Below are 18,567 nucleotides of genomic sequence, written 5' to 3'. Positions count from 1 at the left end.
GCGCCGCCTCAGAACGACAGCGCCTGCGCCCGGCGGCGCACCTCCGTCTTGCGGTTCGCCGTCAGCGCGGCGATGGGCGTGCCGGGCAGCGTGTCGTCGGGCGTGTACAGCCAGCGGATCGTCTCCACGTCGGAGTAGCGGGAGTCCGCCAGCACCGACAGGGTGCCGCGCAGGTGGTTCAGCGGCCCCTCCGGCGTGACGAACGCGGCGGGGATGGAGGCCACGGAGCGCTCACCGCGCCGCACGGCGATCAGCTCGCGCTCCTGCAGCCAGCGCCGCACGGTGCGCAGGTCGACGCCTGCGACCTCCGCGGCGTCGGGCACGGTCAGCCACTCGGGGACCAGGGCGTCCAGTTCGTCGCCCTGCTCGCGGGCGATCTCTGCTCTCAGCGGTGCGACCACGGGTCAAGCGTGCCACCTCGGCGACCGTCCTCGCCCCCGCGGGCGGCGGCGCGACACGCCGCGGCGCCTCCCGCGCGCGCGGCGCGCCGTGATCCACCGTGGTGACCGGTGTGCCCGGTGCGCTCAGGTAGGTTGCGAGCCCGGCAGCCACGAAGGCACCGCACCGCACCGGACGACCTCGGGAGGACCCCCGCATGGCCGAGCACGGCGACGACACGACCAGTCCCCCGGAGTCCCGCCGCCGCAACCGCTGGCTCGCCGCCGCGGCCCTCGTCGGGGCCGCGGGCCCCGCCGCCGTCGTGCCCGCCGGCACCGCGGCGGCCGCCACCGGTGCGCAGGTGCCCGCCGCGCACGCCGCCGCCACCACCGGGGACGGCGAACAGGTCGTCACGGTGCGCCGCGGGGACACCGTCAGCGGCATCGCGCTGCGCACCGGCAGCACCGTGGCGGCCGTCGTGGACGCCAACGGGCTGGGTCCCCAGGCCCGCATCGTCGAGGGGCAGCGCCTGCGGGTGCCCACCGCCGGGGCCGCCGAGGCCACCCCCACCACCGAGCACACCGTCGTGGCCGGCGACACCCTGACGTCGATCGCCGCCGCCCACGGCACCACCGTCGCGGCCCTGCGCGACGCCAACGGCCTGGACGCCCGCGGCTTCATCCGCGCCGGCCAGGTCCTCAAGCTGAGCGGGAGCACGACCGCGGACGCCCAGCAGGGCACCCAGCAGGGCGCCGGGCAGGCGAGCGGCACCTACACCGTGCGCGCCGGCGACACCCTCTCCCACATCGCGGCGGCCACCGGGACCACGGTGGCGACCCTGGTGGAGCTCAACGGCCTGGACCGCACCGGCTTCATCGTCGAGGGCCAGGAGCTGCTGCTGGCCGGGGACCCGCAGGCCACGCCGGTCGCGCCACCGGCCTCCGAGCAGGCCTCCTCGCTGTCCCAGGCCGTCGAGGCCAACCGCGCGCGCCTGGCGCGGGCGGACATCCCCAGCCGTGACGAGATGCGCGAGCTCATCCGCTCCACCGCGGTGCGCCTGGGCGTGGACCCCTCCCTGGCCCTGGCGATCGGCTACCAGGAGTCCGGCTTCAACATGGGCGTCGTCTCGCACGCCAACGCCATCGGCGCCATGCAGGTCATCCCCACCTCCGGCGAGTGGGCCTCGGACCTGCTCGGCGAGCCGATCGACCTGTTCGACGCGCGCGACAACGCCAAGGCGGGGGTGGTGATCCTGCGCACGCTAGTGGCGAGCAACCCCCCGGAGATCGCCATCGCGTCCTACTACCAGGGGCAGGCGTCGGTGCGCTCGCGCGGCATGTACGACGACACCCGCCGCTACGTGGCGAACGTGCAGACCCTCCAGGCCCGCTTCCGCTGACGCGCGCGGCGGTGCCGGGGCGGGCCGCCGGGTCTGCCTAGACTCGCTGTCCGTGGACGCCACCCTCTCCGACCCGCTCGTCGGGCGCGTGCTGGACCGGCGCTACCGGGTGCTCGGCCGCATCGGCCGCGGCGGGATGGGTGTCGTCTACCGCGCCGAGGACCAGCGGCTGGACCGCGAGGTGGCCCTGAAGGTGCTGCGGGCGGACCTCGCCCACGACCCGGTGGCGCGCCAGCGCTTCGTGCGCGAGGCGAAGTCGGCCGCGCGCCTGGCGCACCCGGGCGTGGTCGCCGTGCTCGACCAGGGCGTGGACGACGGCGCCGAGCGCGGCGACGGCCAGGAGACGGCGTACCTGGTCATGGAGCTGGTCAACGGCCGCACCCTGCGCGACGTCGTGCACGAGGAGGGTGCGCTGGCCCTCGGCGAAGCGCTGGACGTGACCGCCGCGGTGCTCGACGCGCTGGCCGAGGCGCACCGCAAGGGGCTGCTGCACCGGGACGTGAAGACCGGCAACGTGCTCGTCGGCGACGACGGGCGGGTCAAGGTCGGCGATTTCGGCCTGGCCCGCTCGGCCGCGCCGACCCAGGCCAGCACCGCCTCCACCGGCGCGGACCTGCTGGGCACCGCGGAGTACCTGGCCCCCGAGCAGGTCTCACGGGGCATCGCCGACGCGCGCAGCGACGTGTACGGCGTGGGGGTGCTGCTCTTCGAGGTCCTCACCGGGGCGCCGCCGTTCACGGGCGACACCCCCATCCGCGTCGCCTACCAGCACGTCTACGACGACCCGCCCGCGCCGTCGTCGCTGGTACCGGGGCTGCCGGCCGCCGTGGACCGCCTCGTGCTGGGTGCGCTGGCCAAGGACCCCGACGAGCGGCCGCGCGACGCCGGCGAGATGCTCACCGGCGTGCGGCGCGTGCGCGCCGAGCTGACCGGCGAGGAGCTGGCCGTCCGCTCGTCGCGCCCCGCGGCCGGCGGGGCCGGCAGCACGGTGCGCCTGGACCTCGCCGCCGCCCCGGCAGCGCCCCTGGCCGGTGCCCGCGGGCACGGCGACGCGGACGGCGACGGTGACGCGAACGGCGACGGTGACGCGGACGGCACCGGTGCGGACGGCGCCGGAGCTCCCGTGGTCGCGCGGCCGGGGCGTCGCCGCGGCCGGCGCGGGGTGCTGGTGATGGTCCTCACCCTGGCGGTGCTGGCCGTGGCCGCGGGGATCTCGTGGTGGTTCATGGCCGGCCCCGGCGCCTTCACGACCACCCCCGACGTGGCGGGGCGCACTCCGGCGGCGGCCGCGCAGCAGCTGCGCTCCGCGGGCTTCCAGGTGGACGAGCGCGAGGAGTTCAGCGACACCGTGCCCGAGGGGACGGTCATCGGCACGGACCCGGGCGCCGGCGAGCGGGTGCGCGAGGAGGGCACCGTCACCCTCGTCGTCAGCCGCGGCGTGCAGCACTTCGACGTGCCCGACGTCGCCGGGCGCGAGACCGCCGCGGCGGAGCAGGCCCTGCGCGAGACGGACTTGGCCGTCGGCGCGATCGCCGAGGAGTTCAGCGAGGACGTCGAGCAGGGCCGGGTCGTGCGCACCGATCCCGCTGCCGGCACCTCCGTGCCCCACGACACCCCCGTGGGCCTCGTGGTCTCGAAGGGGCGCCAGCCGATTGCGGTGCCCGACGTGGCGGGCCAGCCCCTGGAGGAGGCGCGCGCCCGCATCGCCGAGGCCGGGCTGGTGGCGGGCGAGCCGACCGAACGCACCAGCGAGACCGTCCCGGCGGGCCGGGTGGTCTCCCAGGAACCCGCCGAGGGCACGCTCTTCCGCGGCGACACCGTCGAGCTCGTCGTCTCCACCGGCCCGCCGCTGGTGGAGGTCCCCGGCGGCCTGCAGGGCAAGCAGCTGCCGGAGGTGCGCGCCGCCCTCGAGGAGCTGGGGTTCACGGTGCGCGTGGAGGAGGTCCTCGGCGGCATCTTCGGCACCGTGCGCTCGGTGGAGCCCGGCTCCGGGCAGGCGGTGCCCAAGGGCTCGACGATCACGGTGACGGTGGTCTGAGCCCCGCCGCCGGCGCACGCACGACGGCCCCGCCGCGGGNGGACCGCGGCGGGGCCGTCGTGCGTGCGGGGCCGCTCAGCGCTGCGCGAGCATCTCCGCGGCGAGGAACGCCAGCTCCAACGACTGCTGGTGGTTCAGCCGCGGGTCGCACAGCGACTCGTACCGCGTCCCCAGCGCCGCGTCGTCGATGTCCATGGCGCCGCCGAGGCACTCGGTGACGTCGTCGCCGGTGAGCTCCACGTGCAGGCCGCCGGGCACGGTGCCCAGCGCACGGTGCACCTCGAAGAAGCCGCGGACCTCGTCCACGACGTCGTCGAAGCGGCGGGTCTTGTAGCCGCTGGTGGAGGTGATGGTGTTGCCGTGCATGGGGTCGCACACCCACGTCACCTGCGCACCGGCCCTCGTCACGCCCTCCACCAGCGCCGGCAGCGCCTCGCGGATCACCGAGGCGCCCATGCGGGTGATGAAGGTGATCCGGCCCGGCTCGCGGTACGGGTCGACCTTGTCCACCAGCGCCAGCGCGTCGTCGACCGAGGTCTTCGGGCCGAGCTTGATGCCGACGGGGTTGCGGATCCTGGAGGCGAAGTCGACGTGCGCGCCGTCGAGCTGCCGGGTGCGCTCCCCGATCCACACCATGTGCCCGGAGACGTCGTACGGGCCGCCCTGGCGCACGTCGCGCACGGGCGAGCCGCCGGCCAGCGGGGGCTCCTCGTCCAGCGTGCGGGTCAGGGGGCGCTCGTAGTCCAGCAGCAGCGCCTCGTGGCTGGAGAAGAACTGCACCGACTTCAGCGCGTCGAAGTCCGCGCCGCAGGCGACCATGAACCGCATCGCCTTGTCGATGTCGCGGGCGAGCGCCTCGTAGCGGACGTTGGCGGCGGTGGCGGCGAACCCGCGGTTCCACTCGTGGACCTTGCGCAGGTCGGCGTAGCCGCCCGTGGTGAACGCGCGGATGAGGTTCAGCGTCGCCGAGGACGTGTGGTAAGCCCGCAGCAGCCGCTGCGGGTCCGGGGTGCGGGCCTCGGGCGTGAAGGCGTAGTCGTTGACGGCGTCCCCGCGGTACGCGGGCAGGGTCACGCCGTCGCGGGTCTCGTCGTTGCTGGAGCGCGGCTTGGAGAACTGCCCGGCCATCCGCCCGACCTTGACCACCGGCAGGCTCGCGCCGTAGGTGAGGACCGCGGACATCTGCAGCATCGTCTTCAGCCGGCGGCGGATGCCGTCGGCCGTGGCACCGGCGAACGTCTCGGCGCAGTCCCCGCCCTGCAGCAGGAACGCCTCGCCACGGGCGGCGGCCGCCAGCTGCGCGCGCAGCTGGTCCGCCTCCCCGGCGAAGACGAGGGGGGGGTACGAGGCGAGCTCCGCCTGCACGCGGGCCAGGGCGGCGGCGTCGGGCCACTGCGGCTGCTGGGCGGCGGGCAGGTCCGGCCACTCGATCGAGGAGGCGGCCGTGGGCGCGGTGCTCGTTCCGGTGCTCACGCGGGTCAGTCTCGCACCCCGGCGCCCCTGCGCGGGACGCACCGGCGACGGCCCCGGCACCTCACCCGCGCGGGTCGCCGGGCCCGGGCGGGGCGGCGCGCCCGCCGGGCCCGCGGCCGCCCGCCGGCGGGGTCGGCTCACCGCGGGCGGGCCCGCCGCGGCGCGCGGCGTACTCGTCGACGTACTCCTGCCGCGACAGGCGCTGGATCGCGGCCATCACCTCGTCGGTGACCGAGCGCACCACGAACTGGTCGTCCGCGCGGCCGGCGTAGCGGGAGAAGTCCAGCGGCTCACCGACGACGATCCCCACCCGCCGCACCTTCGGCAGCACCCGCCCGCGCGGCATGAGCTCACCGGTGCCGACCACCGCCACCGGCAGCACCGGCGCCCCCGAGCGCAGCGCGATGCGCGCCACGCCCGTGCGGCCGCGGTGCAGCCGCCCGTCCGGGGAGCGGGTGCCCTCGGGGTAGATGCCGAACAGCTCCCCGGCCCGCAGGGCCTCCACCGCGCCGTCGATGGCCCCGGCGGAGGCGCTGCCGCCGCTGCGGTCCACCGGCAGCTGGCCGACACCGCGCAGCAGCCCGGCGAACAGCCGGCCCTGCGGGCCGCGACCGGTGAAGAGGTCCGCCTTGGCCGCGAAGGTGATGCGGCGGCGCAACACCGTCGCCAGCAGGACCGGGTCGGCCACCGAGAGGTGGTTGCTGGCCAGCACGGCGGGGCCGGTGGCGGGCACGTTCTCCGCACCCCGCACCCACGGCCGCAGCACCGGCTTCAGGACGGGCTCGGCCACGCCCCGCTTGATGAGCCAGTAGAGCACCGGGCTCCCTCCCGCCGTCGGTGGCGGCCGGCACCCGCCGCTGCGGTGACCCTAGGGCACCGGGCGCGACCGGACGCCTCGACCGCGTGCGGTGGGCGTGCCACCATGAGCTGTGCCTGCTGACCCGGACGACGGAGCCGGCCGCCTCGACGTCGACGCGGCCTTCGCCGAGATCGTCGCGCGCTGGGACGACGAGGGCCCCGCCGAGCGCGGCACCCCGTCCCCCGCCCCGTGGGACGGCGACGACGGCCCGGACGACGGGTCCCACCGGCCCGACGACGGGCCCGACGACGGGCAGGGCCCGCACGGCTCGGGAGCCGCCGGTTCCCCGCCGCGCCCGGAGGCCCGCACGGTGCGCCCGGCGCGCCCGCTGCCGCCGGCACCGCGCGAGGACGCGCCGCGGGCACCCGCGGGTGGTGGGCGCCGCGCGGAAGTGCCCGAGGAGCTGCGCGACCTGGACGCCGGCGAGCGGTTCGTGCCGGCCGAGCCGGCACCGCTGCCGCGCGACCTGGTCGGCTGGGCGGCCTGGACCGCCGTCGTGGGCGCACCGCTGTTCCTGCTGGTCGTGGCGCTGGCGTGGCGCGACGTGCCGGCCCTGGTGACGGTGGTGACCGCCGCCGTGTTCGTGGCGGGGTTCGCGACCCTGGTGGTGCGCCTGCCCGGCTCGCGCGACGACGAGGACGGCGACGACGGCGCCGTCGTCTGACGCGCTCCCCGGCGCGGCAGCGCGCCGGGACGCCCGGGAGGCCTAGGGCTGCCGGGGGTCCGGCACCCGCAGGTCCGCGACCACCGCGAGGTGGTCGGTGGCCTCCGCGGCGCCCGCCACCGCGGGCGTGGCCACCGCGGCCGGGACCATCCGGGCGTCGGCGAGCACCACGTCGATCCGCCGGCGCGGCGATCGGGCGGGGAACGTGGCGAACGCCCCGCCGGCCTCCTCCGCCGCGTCGGTCAGGCGGGCCGTCAGCACCGCCCGGGCCGCACCGCCGGGCCCCTCGTTGAGGTCGCCGGCCACGACGAGGGGGGCGCCGGTCCAGGGCGCGCACGCCGGGGCGGGCAACGCCGGCGGCACCAGCCGCAGCGCGTGGTCGACGCGCTCCGCGGCGTCCAGGCCCAGGTGCACGCTGCGCACCAGGACCTCGGCGGACCACCCCGCCGGGCCGGGCACCCGCACGACCGCCTCGGCCGCACCGCGCCGGCGCACCGGGCGCCACCCCCGGCGGGACGCGGTGGGCAGCGCACGCACCGCCGCCGCCCGCACGTCCACCCGCGGCGCCACGAGCACCGCGGTGCCCGCGCCGGCGCGGCCGGCCGCCACCACCTGCAGGCCGGCGCCCGTGGCCAGGTCGCCGAGGCGGTGGAGGGCCAAGGGGTGCGTGGGGACCTCCTGGAGGCACACCACGTCCGCACCGGCCGCGCGCAGCACCTCCCGCAGCGCCCGGCCGTCGTCGAGGAGCTCACGCACGTTGCAGGTGGCGACCCGCAGGCGGGCGGCGGCGCCGGGGCTCACCCCCAGCCGCGGGAGAGGTCCGCGGCGCCCACCAGGCCCGCCGCCGGACCCAGCTGCGCGCGCACGACCCGCAGCTCCGGGCGGAACCCGCGGCCGGTCAGCGTGCGCCGGTACGCCTCCCTGCACGGGCCCAGGAGCAGCTCGTCGGCGTCCGAGACGCCGCCGCCGATGACGACGGTGCCCGGGTCCAGCGCGGCGGCGAGGTTCGCGACGCCGACGCCCAGCCAGCGGCCGACCTCCTCGAACAGCTCCACCGCCGCCGGGTCGCCCGCCCGGGCCGCCTGCGTCACGAGCGGACCGGTGATCGCCTCGGGGTCACCGGCGGCCAGCTCCAGCAGGGCGTGCGCGACGGGCGAGGCGGAACGGGCCAGCTCGCGCGCCTCGCGCACCAGGGCGTTGCCGGAGGCGTACTGCTCCCAGCAGCCGCGGTTGCCGCACTCGCAGCGGTGCCCGCCGGGCACGACCACCATGTGCCCGAACTCCCCGGCCAGGCCGTAGCGGCCGCGCACCACCCGGCCCTGCGTGACGATGCCGCCGCCGATGCCGGTGCCCATCGTCACGCAGAGCAGTCGGCTCTCGCCCCGGCCGGCGCCGAAGCGGTACTCGGCCCAGGCAGCGGCGTTGGCGTCGTTCTCCACCACGGTGCGCCGCCCCACCCGCCGGCCCAGCCGGGCGCGCACCCGGCGCTCCACCGCCTCGCGCAGGGGCTCGTTGCGCCACGCCAGGTGGGGGGCGAACAGGACGTTCGCGCGCTCGGCGTCGACGAACCCCGCCGCACCGATGCCCACGGAGACGATGTCGTGGGCGCCGGCGAGCTCCTCGACGACCTCGGCGATGGTGTCCTCCACCGCGCGGGGGCTCTTGGTGGGCGTCTCCCGGCGCACCTGCGCCACGACGCGGCCGTCGCCGTCGACGACCCCGGCGAGCACCTTCGTGCCGCCGATGTCGACGCCGACCGCTGGGCCGTCGCCGATGAGGGCGCGGCGGGTCTGCTGGCGCAGCCGCTGCTGCAGGGCCGCGCGGCGGGGGTCCGGCGGGCGGCGGCGCCGGGGTGGGGTCTGGCGGGGTGCGGCCATCTCGCGTCCTGTCGTCGCGTGCTGTCGGGGCTGGGTGGCGGTCAGTGGACGCGGGCGAGGTCCGCCGCGCCGATGATCCCCGCGTCGTTGCCGCGGCGGGCGACGCGCAGCGGCGGCGGGCGGCGGTGGGTGCGGCCGGGCAGGTTCGCGGCGAGGCTGGCGCGCGCCGGGGACAGCAGCAGCTCCCCCGCGCTGGAGACGCCACCGCCGACGACGACGACCTCGGGGTCCAGGACCGCCGCGAAGCTCGCCACGGCCTCACCCAGCCAGCGGCCCACCTCGGCGAGCAGGCGCGCGGAGGCCACGTCGCCCTCCTGCGCCAGTCGGGTCACGGTGGGCCCGTCCACGGCCTCGGGGTCGCCGCCCACGGCCCGCAGCAGGTGCTCGGCGGACGGGTCGCCCGAGCGCAGCAGGTCGCGCGCCTCGCGCACCAGGGCGTTGCCGGAGACGTACTGCTCCCAGCAGCCGTCGTTGCCGCAGCCGCAGGCGCGCCCGCCGGGCACGGCGCGCACGTGCCCCAGCTCGGCCGCGGCGCCGTTGGCGCCGCGCTGCAGGGCGCCGCCGGAGACGATGCCGCCGCCCAGCCCGGTGCCGACCGTGAGCATGAGCAGGTCGTCGACCGGCCGGCCGTGCTCGTCGAGGCCGCCGCCGAAGCGGTACTCGGCCCAGGCGGCGGCGTTGGCGTCGTTCTCCACGACGACCCGACGCCCCAGGCGGGGTTCGAGCCACGCGCGCAGCGGCTCGTCGCGCCAGGCGAGGTTGGGCGCGAAGACGACCGAGGAGCGGGCGGCGTCGACGAAGCCGGCGGCGGCCACGCCGACGGGGCCGAACTCGTGCGTCGTGGCCAGTTCGGCGATCGCGTCGGCGACGGCCTCGGCGATGGCCCCGGGGTGCGAGGCGGGGGTCTCCCGGCGGGTCTTGACGAGGATCTCCCCGCGGTGGTCCACGACCCCCGCGGCGATCTTCGTGCCGCCGATGTCGACGCCGACGGCGTTGCCGGGCACCTGCCCGGTGGCCGCGTCGGCGGCACCGGGGGCCGGCGGCCGGCCCGTGGGCCGAGTGGTGGGCTGAGTCGTTCGCTGATCGGCCATGCCCGTTCCGGAACCCCCTGCGACGCGTGCCCCGGCCGGGGCGGTCGCACGATCGGCGACCGCCAGGAGGCTAGAGCATCGCGGCACCGGGGCCCGGGCCGACGGGCCGCCTCGGGCGGCGGCGGGGCCGCCGGGTCAGCCGGCCAGGAACCCCAGGACGGTCATGGCGAGCAGCAGCAGCAGGGTCAGGGTGAGCCCGCCGCCGGCGGCGACGGCGACCTTGGCGCGGGGCGTGGCCAGGCCGCGCACCGGCACCGCCGAGCCCGCCAGCTCGCGCAGCATCCGCTCGACCTCCTCCTCGTCGAGGGCGGGCACCGGGCCGTCGGCGGACTCGGTGCTCGGCGCGGGGGCCGCCCCATCGCTCGGCGCGGGGGCCGGCTCGGCGGCGGGCCGCCCGGGCGCCACCAGCGACCCGTGGCACAGCGAGCACCACCGCTGCCCCGCCCGCACGCGCGCGGCGCACGCCGGGCAGCGCTCCGGCAGCGGCGCCGGGGCGGGGGCCGGGACCAGGCGGCTGACCGGCGGGCCGACCTCGAGCCCGCCGAAGGCCGCACCGGTGCGGGTGCTGCTGCGCGCGTCGCGGCGCGCATCGCCGTCCAGGACCTCGTCCACCGCTCCCCCTCCCCGGGCGGGCGCCCGGCCGGGCCCTCGCCCGCCCCGTCCCATCGGACGCCGCACCCCCCGCCTGAAGCGTTCCGGCCGGCCACCGGCAGCGCCCGCGTGCTCACCGGCCGCGACGGCGCGGCGGCGCGCGCCCCGGGGCGCCGGTGCGGCGCCCACCCGCCGGTAGGGTTCGGGAACCGCCGCACCAGCAGGCGACCCGGACGCGGCCGACGACGGTGTCGCCCCCGGAGCACACCCGAGAAGGAGACCCCGTGCGGAGCAGCTGCGAGCCCCCGCTCGTCCCGCCCGCCACGAGCGGCAACCTCACCGACTGCGTCGTGACCACCGCGCGAGAGGTCCCCGGTCACGTCACCGCCAGCCGCAAGCTGGCCGGGGGCGACTGGGAGGACGTGACGGCCGGGCGGTTCCTGGCCGACGTCACCGCGGTGGCCAAGGGGCTGCTGGCCGCGGGCGTGCAGCCGGGCGACCGCGTCGCCCTGATGGCGCGCACCAGCTACGACTGGACGGTCGTGGACGTGGCGACCTGGTTCGCCGGCGCCGTCACCGTGCCCGTGTACGAGACGTCCTCGGCCGAGCAGGTGCAGTGGATCCTGTCCGACTCCGGGGCCGTGGCGTGCTTCGCCGAGACGACGGACAACGCGGCCCGCGTCGCGTCCGTGCGCGAGCACCTGCCGCAGCTTCGGGACGTGTGGACGCTGGCGTCCGGCGCCCTGGACGAGCTGCGCGCCGCGGGCCGCGACACCGGCGACGACGAGCTGGAGGGCCGGCGCACCCTGGCCGGTCCCGGGGACCCGGCGACGGTCATCTACACCTCCGGCACCACCGGCCGCCCGAAGGGCTGCGTGCTCACGCACGGCAACTTCCTGGACCTCGCGGTCAACGCGCGCGAGGCCATCCCCGAGGTGCTGCAGCGGCCGGACGCCGCGACGCTCCTGTTCATCCCGCTGGCCCACGTGTTCGCCCGGTTCATCCAGGTGCTGTGCCTGGTGTGCCGCGTCCGGGTGGGGCACACCCCGGACGCCAAGGACCTGCTCACCGACCTCGGCGGGTTCCGCCCGACGTTCGTGCTGGCGGTGCCGCGGGTCTTCCAGAAGGTCTACAACGGCGCCGAGCAGCGGGCGGCGGGCGGCGGCAGGCTCAAGGCGGCGATCTTCGAGCGGGCCTCGGCCACCGCCGTGGCGTACTCGCGCGCCCTCGACGCCGGCGGCCCGTCGCTGCCGCTGCGGGCCCGGCACGCCCTGTTCGACCGCCTCGTCTACGGCAAGCTGCGGGCCCTGCTGGGCGGGAACGTCGAGCACGCCGTCTCCGGCGGTGCCCCGATGGGCGAGCACCTGACGCACTTCTTCCGCGGGGTCGGGCTGGTGGTGCTGGAGGGCTACGGCCTCACCGAGACCACCGCGCCGCTGTGCGTGAACCGCCCCTCCAGCATCCGCGTCGGCACCGTCGGGCTGCCCCTGCCCGGCACGGACGTCGCCGTCGCCGAGGACGGCGAGCTGCTGTGCCGCGGCGTCGGGGTCTTCCGCGAGTACCGCGGCCGCGAGGACGAGACCGCCGAGGCGTTCCGGGACGGCTGGTTCCGCACCGGCGACCTCGGCGAGGTCCTGGACTCCGGTCACGTGCGCATCACCGGCCGCAAGAAGGAGATCATCGTCACGGCGAACGGCAAGAACGTCGTGCCGGCCACCCTGGAGGACCGGCTGCGGGCGCACCCGCTCGTCTCGCAGGCCGTCGTCGTCGGCGAGGGCCGGCACTACGTGGCCTGCCTGATCACCCTCGACGAGGAGGCGCTGCCGTCGTGGGGCGCGAACCACGGCCGCCCGGGCCTGGACCTCGCGAGCGCCCGCACGGACGAGGTGGTGCTCGCCGCGCTGCAGCGGGCCGTGGACGACGCCAACGAGGCCGTCAGCCGGGCGGAGTCCGTGCGGCGCTTCCGCGTGCTGGAGGACGACTTCACGATCGAGAACGGCTACCTGACGCCCTCGCAGAAGGTCAAGCGCGCCGAGGTGCTGCGCGACTTCGCCGGCGAGGTCGACGCCCTCTACGCGTGAGCGGCGCGAGGGTGCGCGGGCGGAGGCCCCGGTGACGCGCCGGGAGGTCGCCTCGCTGGGGGCGTGGTGGGTGCTGTCGGCGCTGGCCACGCACAGCGTGGTCCGCTACCGCTGGTGGATCGTCGCCGGGTACGTGCTGGTGGCGGTGGCCCTGGTCGCGCTGGCGGTCACCGCCCGCGACGACCGCGGGGCGCCGGCGACTCCCTCCGCGGGGCGACGGGCGGGGGCGGGCGCCCTGGGGCTGGTGGCGCTGACGCACCTGCTGCTGGCGCCGTTCAGCTACCTGGAGCGCGCCGACCTGTGGGTGGTGCGCGCGGTGCTGGCCGGCTCGGCGCTGGCGGCGGGCGCGCTGCTGCTGTCCGTGCGCACCCGCGCCGCGGTGCTGCCGGTGGCGCTGGCCGGCGCGGTCGGCGCCTGGGCGCTGGTGGTCACCGGGGACCCGGCGCCGCGCATCGACGTGTGGGTGATCCTGCAGCAGGCCGCCGACGGCCTGGGGCGGGGCGAGTCGATGTACGCGATGGAGTGGGTGGGCTCGCCCGGCATCACCGACGCCTTCGCCTACCTGCCGTGGACGGCGGTGCTGACGGCGCCCGGGCGGTGGCTGGCCGGGGACGTGCGGTGGGCGCTGGCGGTGCTGGTGGCGGTCGCGGCCCTGTGCACGGCCGCGCTGGGCCGGTGGCGGGTGCCGGCGCTGGCCGCGGCGGCGCTGCTGGTGCTGGCGCCCGGCGGCAGCACCCTGGTGGAGCAGGCGTGGACCGAGCCCACCGTGCTGGTGGGCCTGGCAGGCTGGGCGTTGCTGGTGGCGCGCGGTGGGACGGGCGCCTGGTGGGCGGTGGTGCCGCTGGCGGTGGCGCTGGCCGCCAAGCAGCACGTGGTGGTGCTGCTGCCGCTGCTGGGGGTCTGGCCCCGCTTCGGGCTGCGCCGCACCGCGGTCGCGGTGGGCGGTGCGGGGCTGCTGGTGGCGCCGTGGGCGCTGAGCGCTCCGGGCGACTTCGTGCACGACACGGTGCGCACGATGCTCGAGCTGCCTCCGCTGCGCTTCGCCGACACGCTGTACACCGCGGTCCTCAACGAGACGGGGGTGCGGCTGCCGTTCGCGGTGGTCGGCGCGGTGGTCGTCCTGGTGCTGGGCGCCGCCGTGGTGGCTCTGCACCGGCGCCCGGTGGGGCTGGCAGGACTGCTGACCTGGTGCGCCGCGGTGCTGATGGTCGTCAACCTCGTCAACAAGCAGGCCTTCTACAACCAGTTCTGGCTGGTGGGGGCGCTGCTGCTGCTGGCGGTGGCCGCGAGCGCCGGGGCCCGGCCGCCCGTCAGCGGGACGGCTCCCCCGGCGCACCGCCCGGCAGGTGACCCGGCCGGGGGCTCGGGAGCTCGTCCGGCGGCACGTCGGCGCCGGCGAGCAGCGCGGCCAGGCGGTCCGCCTGCGCCGTCCAGCCCCAGCTCCGGCTGACCCAGGCGCGCCCCGCGGCGCCGAGGGTGCGGGCGCGCTCGGGGTCGGCGAGCAGGCCGGCCACGCGGTCGGCGACGGCCTCGACGTCCCGGCCGCTGACGACGTGACCGTTGACGCCGTCCAGCACGGCGTCGGGGGCGCCGCCGGAGTCGCCGGCCACGACGGGCAGGCCGGTGGCGGCGGCCTCCAGGTAGCAGATGCCGAGGGCCTCCGGCTCCAGGCCGCCCAGCCGGGTGCGGGTGGGCATGCAGAAGACGTCCCCGGCGTCGTAGTGCGCGGGTGTCTCGGCCCAGGGCACCGACCCGGTGAGCACGACGTGCCCGCGCAGGCCGAGGCGGTCCACGAGGCGCTCCACCGCCGGGCGGTGCGGGCCGTCGCCGACGATCAGCAGCGCGGCGCCGGGCACGCGCCGGCGCACCTCGGGCAGGGCCCGCACGAGCACGTCCTGGCCCTTGCGGGCCACCAGCCGGGAGACGCACACCACCACGGGCCGGTCACCCAGGCCGTGCCTGGCGCGCACCTCCTCGCCGCCGCAGCCGGGCCGGAAGACGTCCGCGTCCACACCGGGCGTCAGCCGGCGCATCCGGGTGCGGGCGGCCGCGCTCAGCGGCCGCTCGATGCGCGAGCGGCACCAGGGCCCCAGGTAGGTGAGGGTGTCGGTGCCCTCGCCGATGCGGTGCAGGGCTGCGCGCGAGCCGGGCAGGGTGGACCACCACACCTCGTGCCCGTGGGTGGTGGCCACCGCCCGGCGCACCCCGGCGCGGCGCAGCGCGGGCGCCGCCAGCCCCAGGGGCGCGGCGGCGCCGAACCAGGCGCGGTCGGCGCCGTGCTCGGCGGCGGTGCGCTGCAGCCGGCGGACGACCGGGGGGGTGGGGACCAGCAGGGGCGAGGGGTCGCGCACGACGGTGATCCCGGCGGCGGCCAGTTCCGCGTCGACGGCGGCGTCCCCGCGCTGGCGGGCGGTGTGCACGACGACGCGGGAGGCCTCGTGGGCGCCGGGCCCGCCGCGGCGGGCGGTGGCCGCCGGCAGCAGGCGCGCCACGGCGTGCACGAACGACTCGATGCCGCCGGTGCGCGGGGGGAAGTCGTTGGTGACGACCAGGGTGCTCACGAACCCCACCCCACCAGGCCGCCGGTGACGTCGGCGCGCCAGGTCCGCTCGACCTCCGCCCACCCGGTGCCGAGGGTGGCGCGGCAGGCCGCGTCCAGCCGCTGCGCGCGCGGGACGGCCGCGGCCCCGCCGTGCCCGGGCGCGGTGGCGAGGCTGCGGTGCAGGGCGGTGACGGCACCGGTGCCCGCGACGCGGGCGGCGGAGGTGACGAGGGTCCACGCGGCGGCGTACGCCACCTGCAGGCCCTGCCCGGTGGCGTCGAAGTCGGTGTCGGCGGGCACGACGGGGTCCGCGCCCGCTGCGACGGCCTCCAGCAGCGGCGCGGCCAGCAGCGCGGCGGGGACGTCGATCCCCTGCCGGGCCACGTGGTCGGCGTAGCCCTCGGCGAGCCAGCGGGGCACGGGCCGCGCACCGTCGGCGGCGGGGCGCGCGGTGGCGCTGGCCCGGACGGCGGCGTGCACCAGTTCGTGGGTGAGGGTGGCGGTGCGGCCGGTGCGGGTCAGGCGGGTGAACCGCTCGGCGGCGAGCACGACGCGCACGCCGGCGGGTGCGCCGTCGGCCAGGGGGGAGTCCTCGCCCACGGCGACGGCGTCGAGCACGGCGGCGCGCGCGGGTCCCAGCGCGGCCAGGCGGGCGAGCAGGGCCGTCGTCGGCACCACGACGACCGCGGTACCGGGCGGTGCGCCGCCCCAGGCCGCCGCCACCCGGGCCGCGGCGCCGGGCAGGTCCCCGGCGACCTCCCCGGCGACCTCCTCGGCGAGCTCGGCCACCGCCGCGGGCGGGCCGGGGGGCCGCACGAGCAGGACGACGCCGCCGGGGACCTCGCGGGCGTCGACCTCGCCGAGGTCCCACGGCTGCGGAGTGCTGGTCCCGTCGGGCAGCGCGAGGGCGTACCCGCCGCCGCGCGGCACCAGTCCGGCGTGCAGCCGACCCGCGACCTCGCGGCCTTCCCCTGCCACGCGCACGCGCAGCCGGCCGCTCACCCGGCCGCCGGCGACGTCCTCCACGTCCACCGCCCAGGACAGCAGCCCGGCAGCGACGGCGGCGGTGTCCGCCCGGTGCAGGCGGGCGCGCGCGTCGGGCGTGCCCGGGGCGCAGACCGCCCCGGCGGCCCCGACGTCACCAGCGGCGAGGGCGCGGCCGCGCTCGGCGAGCAGCAGCTCGGCGTCGGTGCGCGCGGGGACCGGAGGGTCGGGGGCGTCGGGGGCCGCCGGGTGTTCCCGCGGGCCGGCGCACCCGGCGAGCAGGCAACCGCCGGCGGCGAGCAGCGCCCGCCGCCGCACCGCCGCTCGCCGACCCACCGGCGCATCGTCGCACCCGCGCGCGTCCGGCCCGTGGACCGGCGGTGCCCTCAGCCCGCACGGCGGTCACCGGCCCGCAGCCGCAGCGGCGGCACGGGCCCGGAGCGGGCCGCCACCTGCACCGGGTCGCGCTCCTCGGGGGCGTGCCGGGGCGGGCCCGGCTCGCCCAGCAGCACCGGGACGACGCACTCCGAGCACGCCGCCGGGCGGACCGTGCAGCTGTCGCAGTCGATGAGCACCGGCACCTCCACGCCGTCGCGGGCCCCCGGCCCGGCCGGCCCCTCGCCGGTCTCGCGCACGCTGGGCGGCCCCTCGGACGCACCCGGCCCGCGGCGCCCTCCCGGTGGGGAGCGGTGTTTCGCGCGGGCGTGCTCCGGGGGTACCGGACGAGTGTGGCGGTGACGTGCCGCGGTGACGTGCCGCGGTGACGTGCCGCGGGGACGTGTCGCAGGGACGTGGCACCGTGCGCGCGTGCCCGCCGCGCCTCCCCCGCCCCCCGGGGCCCTCCCCGTCCCCGTGCAGGCGAGCTTCGAGGACCTGGGGCGCCCGCTGGAGACCACCACGTTCGTGGTCGTCGACCTGGAGACGACGGGCGGGTCGCCGGCCGACGGCGGGATCACCGAGGTCGGGGCCGTGAAGGTCCGCGGCGGCGAGGTGCTGGGCGAGTTCCAGACCCTGGTGCGCACCGAGGTGCCCGTCCCGGCCGTGGTGCAGGTGCTCACCGGGATCACCTCCTCGATGGTGGCCGGTGCGCCGCCGGTGGCCGCGGTGCTGCCGGCCTTCCTGGAGTTCGCCCGCGGAGCGGTGCTGGTCGCGCACAACGCCCGCTACGACACGGCGTTCCTGGCCGCCGCGTGCGCCCGCGCCGGGCTGGACTGGCCGCAGCCGGAGGTCGTCGACACCCTGGCGCTGGCGCGCGCCCTCGTCGGTCGCGACGAGGCGCGCGACCACAAGCTGGGCACGCTGGCGCGGCTGCTGGGCACCGCCACGGCGCCGGACCACCGGGCGCTGAACGACGCGCGGGCCACCGTGGACGTGCTGCACGCGCTGCTGGGGCGGCTGGGCAACCGGGGCGTGCGGACGCTGGAGGACCTGCACGCGGTGACGTCCACCGCGGTGGCGTCGCGGCGCGGCAAGAAGCACCTGGCGGTGGGGCTGCCGTCCGCACCGGGCGCGTACCTGTTCCGCGACGCCGCCGGCCGGGTGCTGTACGTGGGCACCTCGGTGGACGTGCGCCGCCGGGTCGCCTCGTACTTCACGGCCTCGGAGACGCGCGCGCGGATGACCGAGATGGTGCGGGCGGCCGCCGAGGTGGTGCCCGTGGTGTGCGCGACGCCGCTGGAGGCGCGGGTGCGCGAGCTGCGGCTCATCGCCGAGCACCGGCCGCCGTACAACCGGCGCTCGAAGACCCCGGAGCGGGCGACGTGGGTGAAGCTGACGACCGACCCGTGGCCGCGGCTGTCGCTGGTGAGGCAGGTGCGCGCCGACGTCGCCGCCGGTGCGGAGTACCTGGGGCCGTTCCGCTCGGCGCGCACGGCGGAGCTGGCGGTGCAGGCGCTGCACGACGTGCACCCGCTGCGGCGGTGCACGCGGCGCATCCCGAGGGTGCCGCCGGCCGACGGCCCCGGGGCGTGCGCGCTGGCGGAGCTGGGCCGCTGCGGGGCGCCGTGCCTGGGCCCGCAGCGCGGCGGGCAGGACGCCGCCTCGTACGCGCGCGTGGTGGAGCAGGTGCGCACCTCGCTGCGCCGGGACGCGAGCGCCGCCGTGGAGGCGGGGCGGCGGCGCATGCGCGCGCTGGCGGAGCAGGAGCGGTTCGAGGAGGCCGGGCAGGTGCGCGACCGGCTGGACGCCTTCCTGCGCGCGGCGGAGCGCGCCCAGCGCCGCGCACCGCTGCTGGCGACGCCGGAGCTGGTGGCCGCCCGGCGGTGCGCGCCCGAGCCCGGGTGGCCGGACGGCGGGTGGGAGCTGGTGCTGGTGCGCCACGGCCGCCTGGCCGGCACCACCCTGACCCCGCGCGGGGTGGACCCGGTGCCGCACGTGGCGGCGCTGCGGGCCACCGGCGAGGTGGTGGAGCCGTCGGCGCCGGGGCGGCCGGCAGCGCTGGTGGAGGAGACGGACGCGCTGCTGAACTGGCTGGAGCAGCCGGGCGTGCGACTGGTCTCGCTCGACGCCGCGGCCGCGCCCTGGGCCCTGCCGGTGCGCGGTGCCGGCTGGGCGCGGCACCGGCTGGGCACCGCGGGCACGGCGCCCTAGG

At 78.2% G+C, this 18,567-nt stretch carries 15 protein-coding genes; 5 read left to right on the top strand and 10 right to left on the bottom strand.

All coding sequences use genetic code 11. The annotated features are described in order from the left end of the window. Positions 1-8 precede the first annotated feature (8 nt). Entirely contained in the window at positions 9-401 is a 393-nt protein-coding gene (locus tag MN205_RS14420; protein ID WP_242128487.1) for an Rv2175c family DNA-binding protein, read from the bottom strand. Between the two features lie 194 nt (positions 402-595). Here MN205_RS14420 and MN205_RS14410 point away from each other — a divergent pair, with 194 nt between their 5' ends. Both MN205_RS14410 and pknB read left to right on the top strand, forming a co-directional pair. After that, a complete protein-coding gene (locus tag MN205_RS14410) occupies positions 596-1,777 on the top strand; it encodes a LysM peptidoglycan-binding domain-containing protein (protein WP_255819895.1) in 1,182 nt (393 codons plus the stop codon). 52 nt (positions 1,778-1,829) lie between these two features. Continuing rightward, positions 1,830-3,815 carry a Stk1 family PASTA domain-containing Ser/Thr kinase gene (gene pknB / locus MN205_RS14405; RefSeq protein ID WP_242128486.1) on the top strand — a complete coding sequence of 662 codons (1,986 nt, stop codon included), beginning with the start codon at positions 1,830-1,832 and terminating at the stop codon, positions 3,813-3,815. A 75-nt stretch (positions 3,816-3,890) separates the two neighbouring features. On the opposite strand, the gene MN205_RS14400 is transcribed toward pknB, so the two are convergent. Both MN205_RS14400 and MN205_RS14395 read right to left on the bottom strand, forming a co-directional pair. Beyond that, entirely contained in the window at positions 3,891-5,288 is a 1,398-nt protein-coding gene (locus MN205_RS14400; RefSeq protein WP_242128485.1) for a class II 3-deoxy-7-phosphoheptulonate synthase, read from the bottom strand. Between the two features lie 61 nt (positions 5,289-5,349). After that, positions 5,350-6,105 carry a 1-acyl-sn-glycerol-3-phosphate acyltransferase gene (locus MN205_RS14395; protein WP_242128483.1) on the bottom strand — a complete coding sequence of 252 codons (756 nt, stop codon included), beginning with the start codon at positions 6,103-6,105 and terminating at the stop codon, positions 5,350-5,352. Positions 6,106-6,217: 112 nt separating this feature from the next. Between MN205_RS14395 and MN205_RS14390 the strand changes: the two genes are divergently transcribed. Further along, positions 6,218-6,811 (top strand): hypothetical protein, encoded by a 594-nt coding sequence (locus tag MN205_RS14390; RefSeq protein WP_242128481.1) that lies wholly within the window; start codon positions 6,218-6,220, stop codon positions 6,809-6,811. Between the two features lie 42 nt (positions 6,812-6,853). On the opposite strand, the gene MN205_RS14385 is transcribed toward MN205_RS14390, so the two are convergent. The 4 genes from MN205_RS14385 to MN205_RS14370 all read right to left on the bottom strand — a co-directional run bounded on the left by MN205_RS14385 (position 6,854) and on the right by MN205_RS14370 (position 10,391). Next, positions 6,854-7,612 carry an endonuclease/exonuclease/phosphatase family protein gene (locus MN205_RS14385; RefSeq protein ID WP_242128478.1) on the bottom strand — a complete coding sequence of 253 codons (759 nt, stop codon included), beginning with the start codon at positions 7,610-7,612 and terminating at the stop codon, positions 6,854-6,856. Beyond that, the gene (locus tag MN205_RS14380) at positions 7,609-8,688 is read right to left on the bottom strand and encodes an ROK family glucokinase (RefSeq protein ID WP_242128476.1); all 1,080 of its coding nucleotides are present in this window, start codon (positions 8,686-8,688) and stop codon (positions 7,609-7,611) included. Before MN205_RS14380 ends, MN205_RS14385 begins: the two co-directional genes overlap by 4 nt. 41 nt (positions 8,689-8,729) lie before the next feature. Continuing rightward, entirely contained in the window at positions 8,730-9,779 is a 1,050-nt protein-coding gene (locus MN205_RS14375; RefSeq protein ID WP_242128473.1) for an ROK family glucokinase, read from the bottom strand. A 135-nt stretch (positions 9,780-9,914) separates the two neighbouring features. Further along, on the bottom strand, positions 9,915-10,391 hold the full coding sequence (locus MN205_RS14370; RefSeq protein WP_242128471.1) for a hypothetical protein: 477 nt from the start codon (positions 10,389-10,391) through the stop codon (positions 9,915-9,917). 263 nt (positions 10,392-10,654) lie between these two features. Here MN205_RS14370 and MN205_RS14365 point away from each other — a divergent pair, with 263 nt between their 5' ends. Next, positions 10,655-12,451, top strand: a complete 1,797-nt coding sequence (locus MN205_RS14365; protein WP_242128468.1) for a long-chain fatty acid--CoA ligase — start codon at positions 10,655-10,657, stop codon at positions 12,449-12,451. 1,310 nt (positions 12,452-13,761) lie between these two features. On the opposite strand, the gene MN205_RS14360 is transcribed toward MN205_RS14365, so the two are convergent. The 3 genes from MN205_RS14360 to MN205_RS14350 are packed head-to-tail and all read right to left on the bottom strand — an operon-like array spanning position 13,762 to position 16,612. After that, positions 13,762-15,012: a glycosyltransferase family 4 protein gene (locus tag MN205_RS14360; protein WP_242128466.1), complete on the bottom strand. Its 1,251-nt coding sequence runs from the start codon at positions 15,010-15,012 to the stop codon at positions 13,762-13,764. Beyond that, positions 15,009-16,313 (bottom strand): hypothetical protein, encoded by a 1,305-nt coding sequence (locus tag MN205_RS14355; RefSeq protein ID WP_242128464.1) that lies wholly within the window; start codon positions 16,311-16,313, stop codon positions 15,009-15,011. Before MN205_RS14355 ends, MN205_RS14360 begins: the two co-directional genes overlap by 4 nt. A 50-nt stretch (positions 16,314-16,363) precedes the next feature. Next, positions 16,364-16,612 (bottom strand): hypothetical protein, encoded by a 249-nt coding sequence (locus tag MN205_RS14350; RefSeq protein WP_242128463.1) that lies wholly within the window; start codon positions 16,610-16,612, stop codon positions 16,364-16,366. Between the two features lie 172 nt (positions 16,613-16,784). On the opposite strand from MN205_RS14350, the gene MN205_RS14345 reads away from it, so the two are divergent. Further along, positions 16,785-18,566, top strand: coding sequence for a DEDD exonuclease domain-containing protein (locus tag MN205_RS14345; protein WP_242128461.1), 1,782 nt, complete (start codon positions 16,785-16,787; stop codon positions 18,564-18,566). Position 18,567: the final 1 nt, after the last annotated feature.

The organism is Kineococcus sp. TRM81007 (assembly GCF_022669155.1).
Classification (GTDB): Bacteria; Actinomycetota; Actinomycetes; order Actinomycetales; family Kineococcaceae; genus Kineococcus.
This window is presented reverse-complemented; position numbering and strand designations above follow the sequence as displayed.

What these genes read in the sequence shown, in the direction of transcription:
- MN205_RS14380 (WP_242128476.1), bottom strand. Translation starts at nt 8,688, where the DNA reads ATGGCCGCACCCCGCCAGACCCCACCCCGGCGCCGCCGCCCGCCGGAC.
- MN205_RS14410 (WP_255819895.1), top strand. Translation starts at nt 596, where the DNA reads ATGGCCGAGCACGGCGACGACACGACCAGTCCCCCGGAGTCCCGCCGC.
- MN205_RS14375 (WP_242128473.1), bottom strand. Translation starts at nt 9,779, where the DNA reads ATGGCCGATCAGCGAACGACTCAGCCCACCACTCGGCCCACGGGCCGG.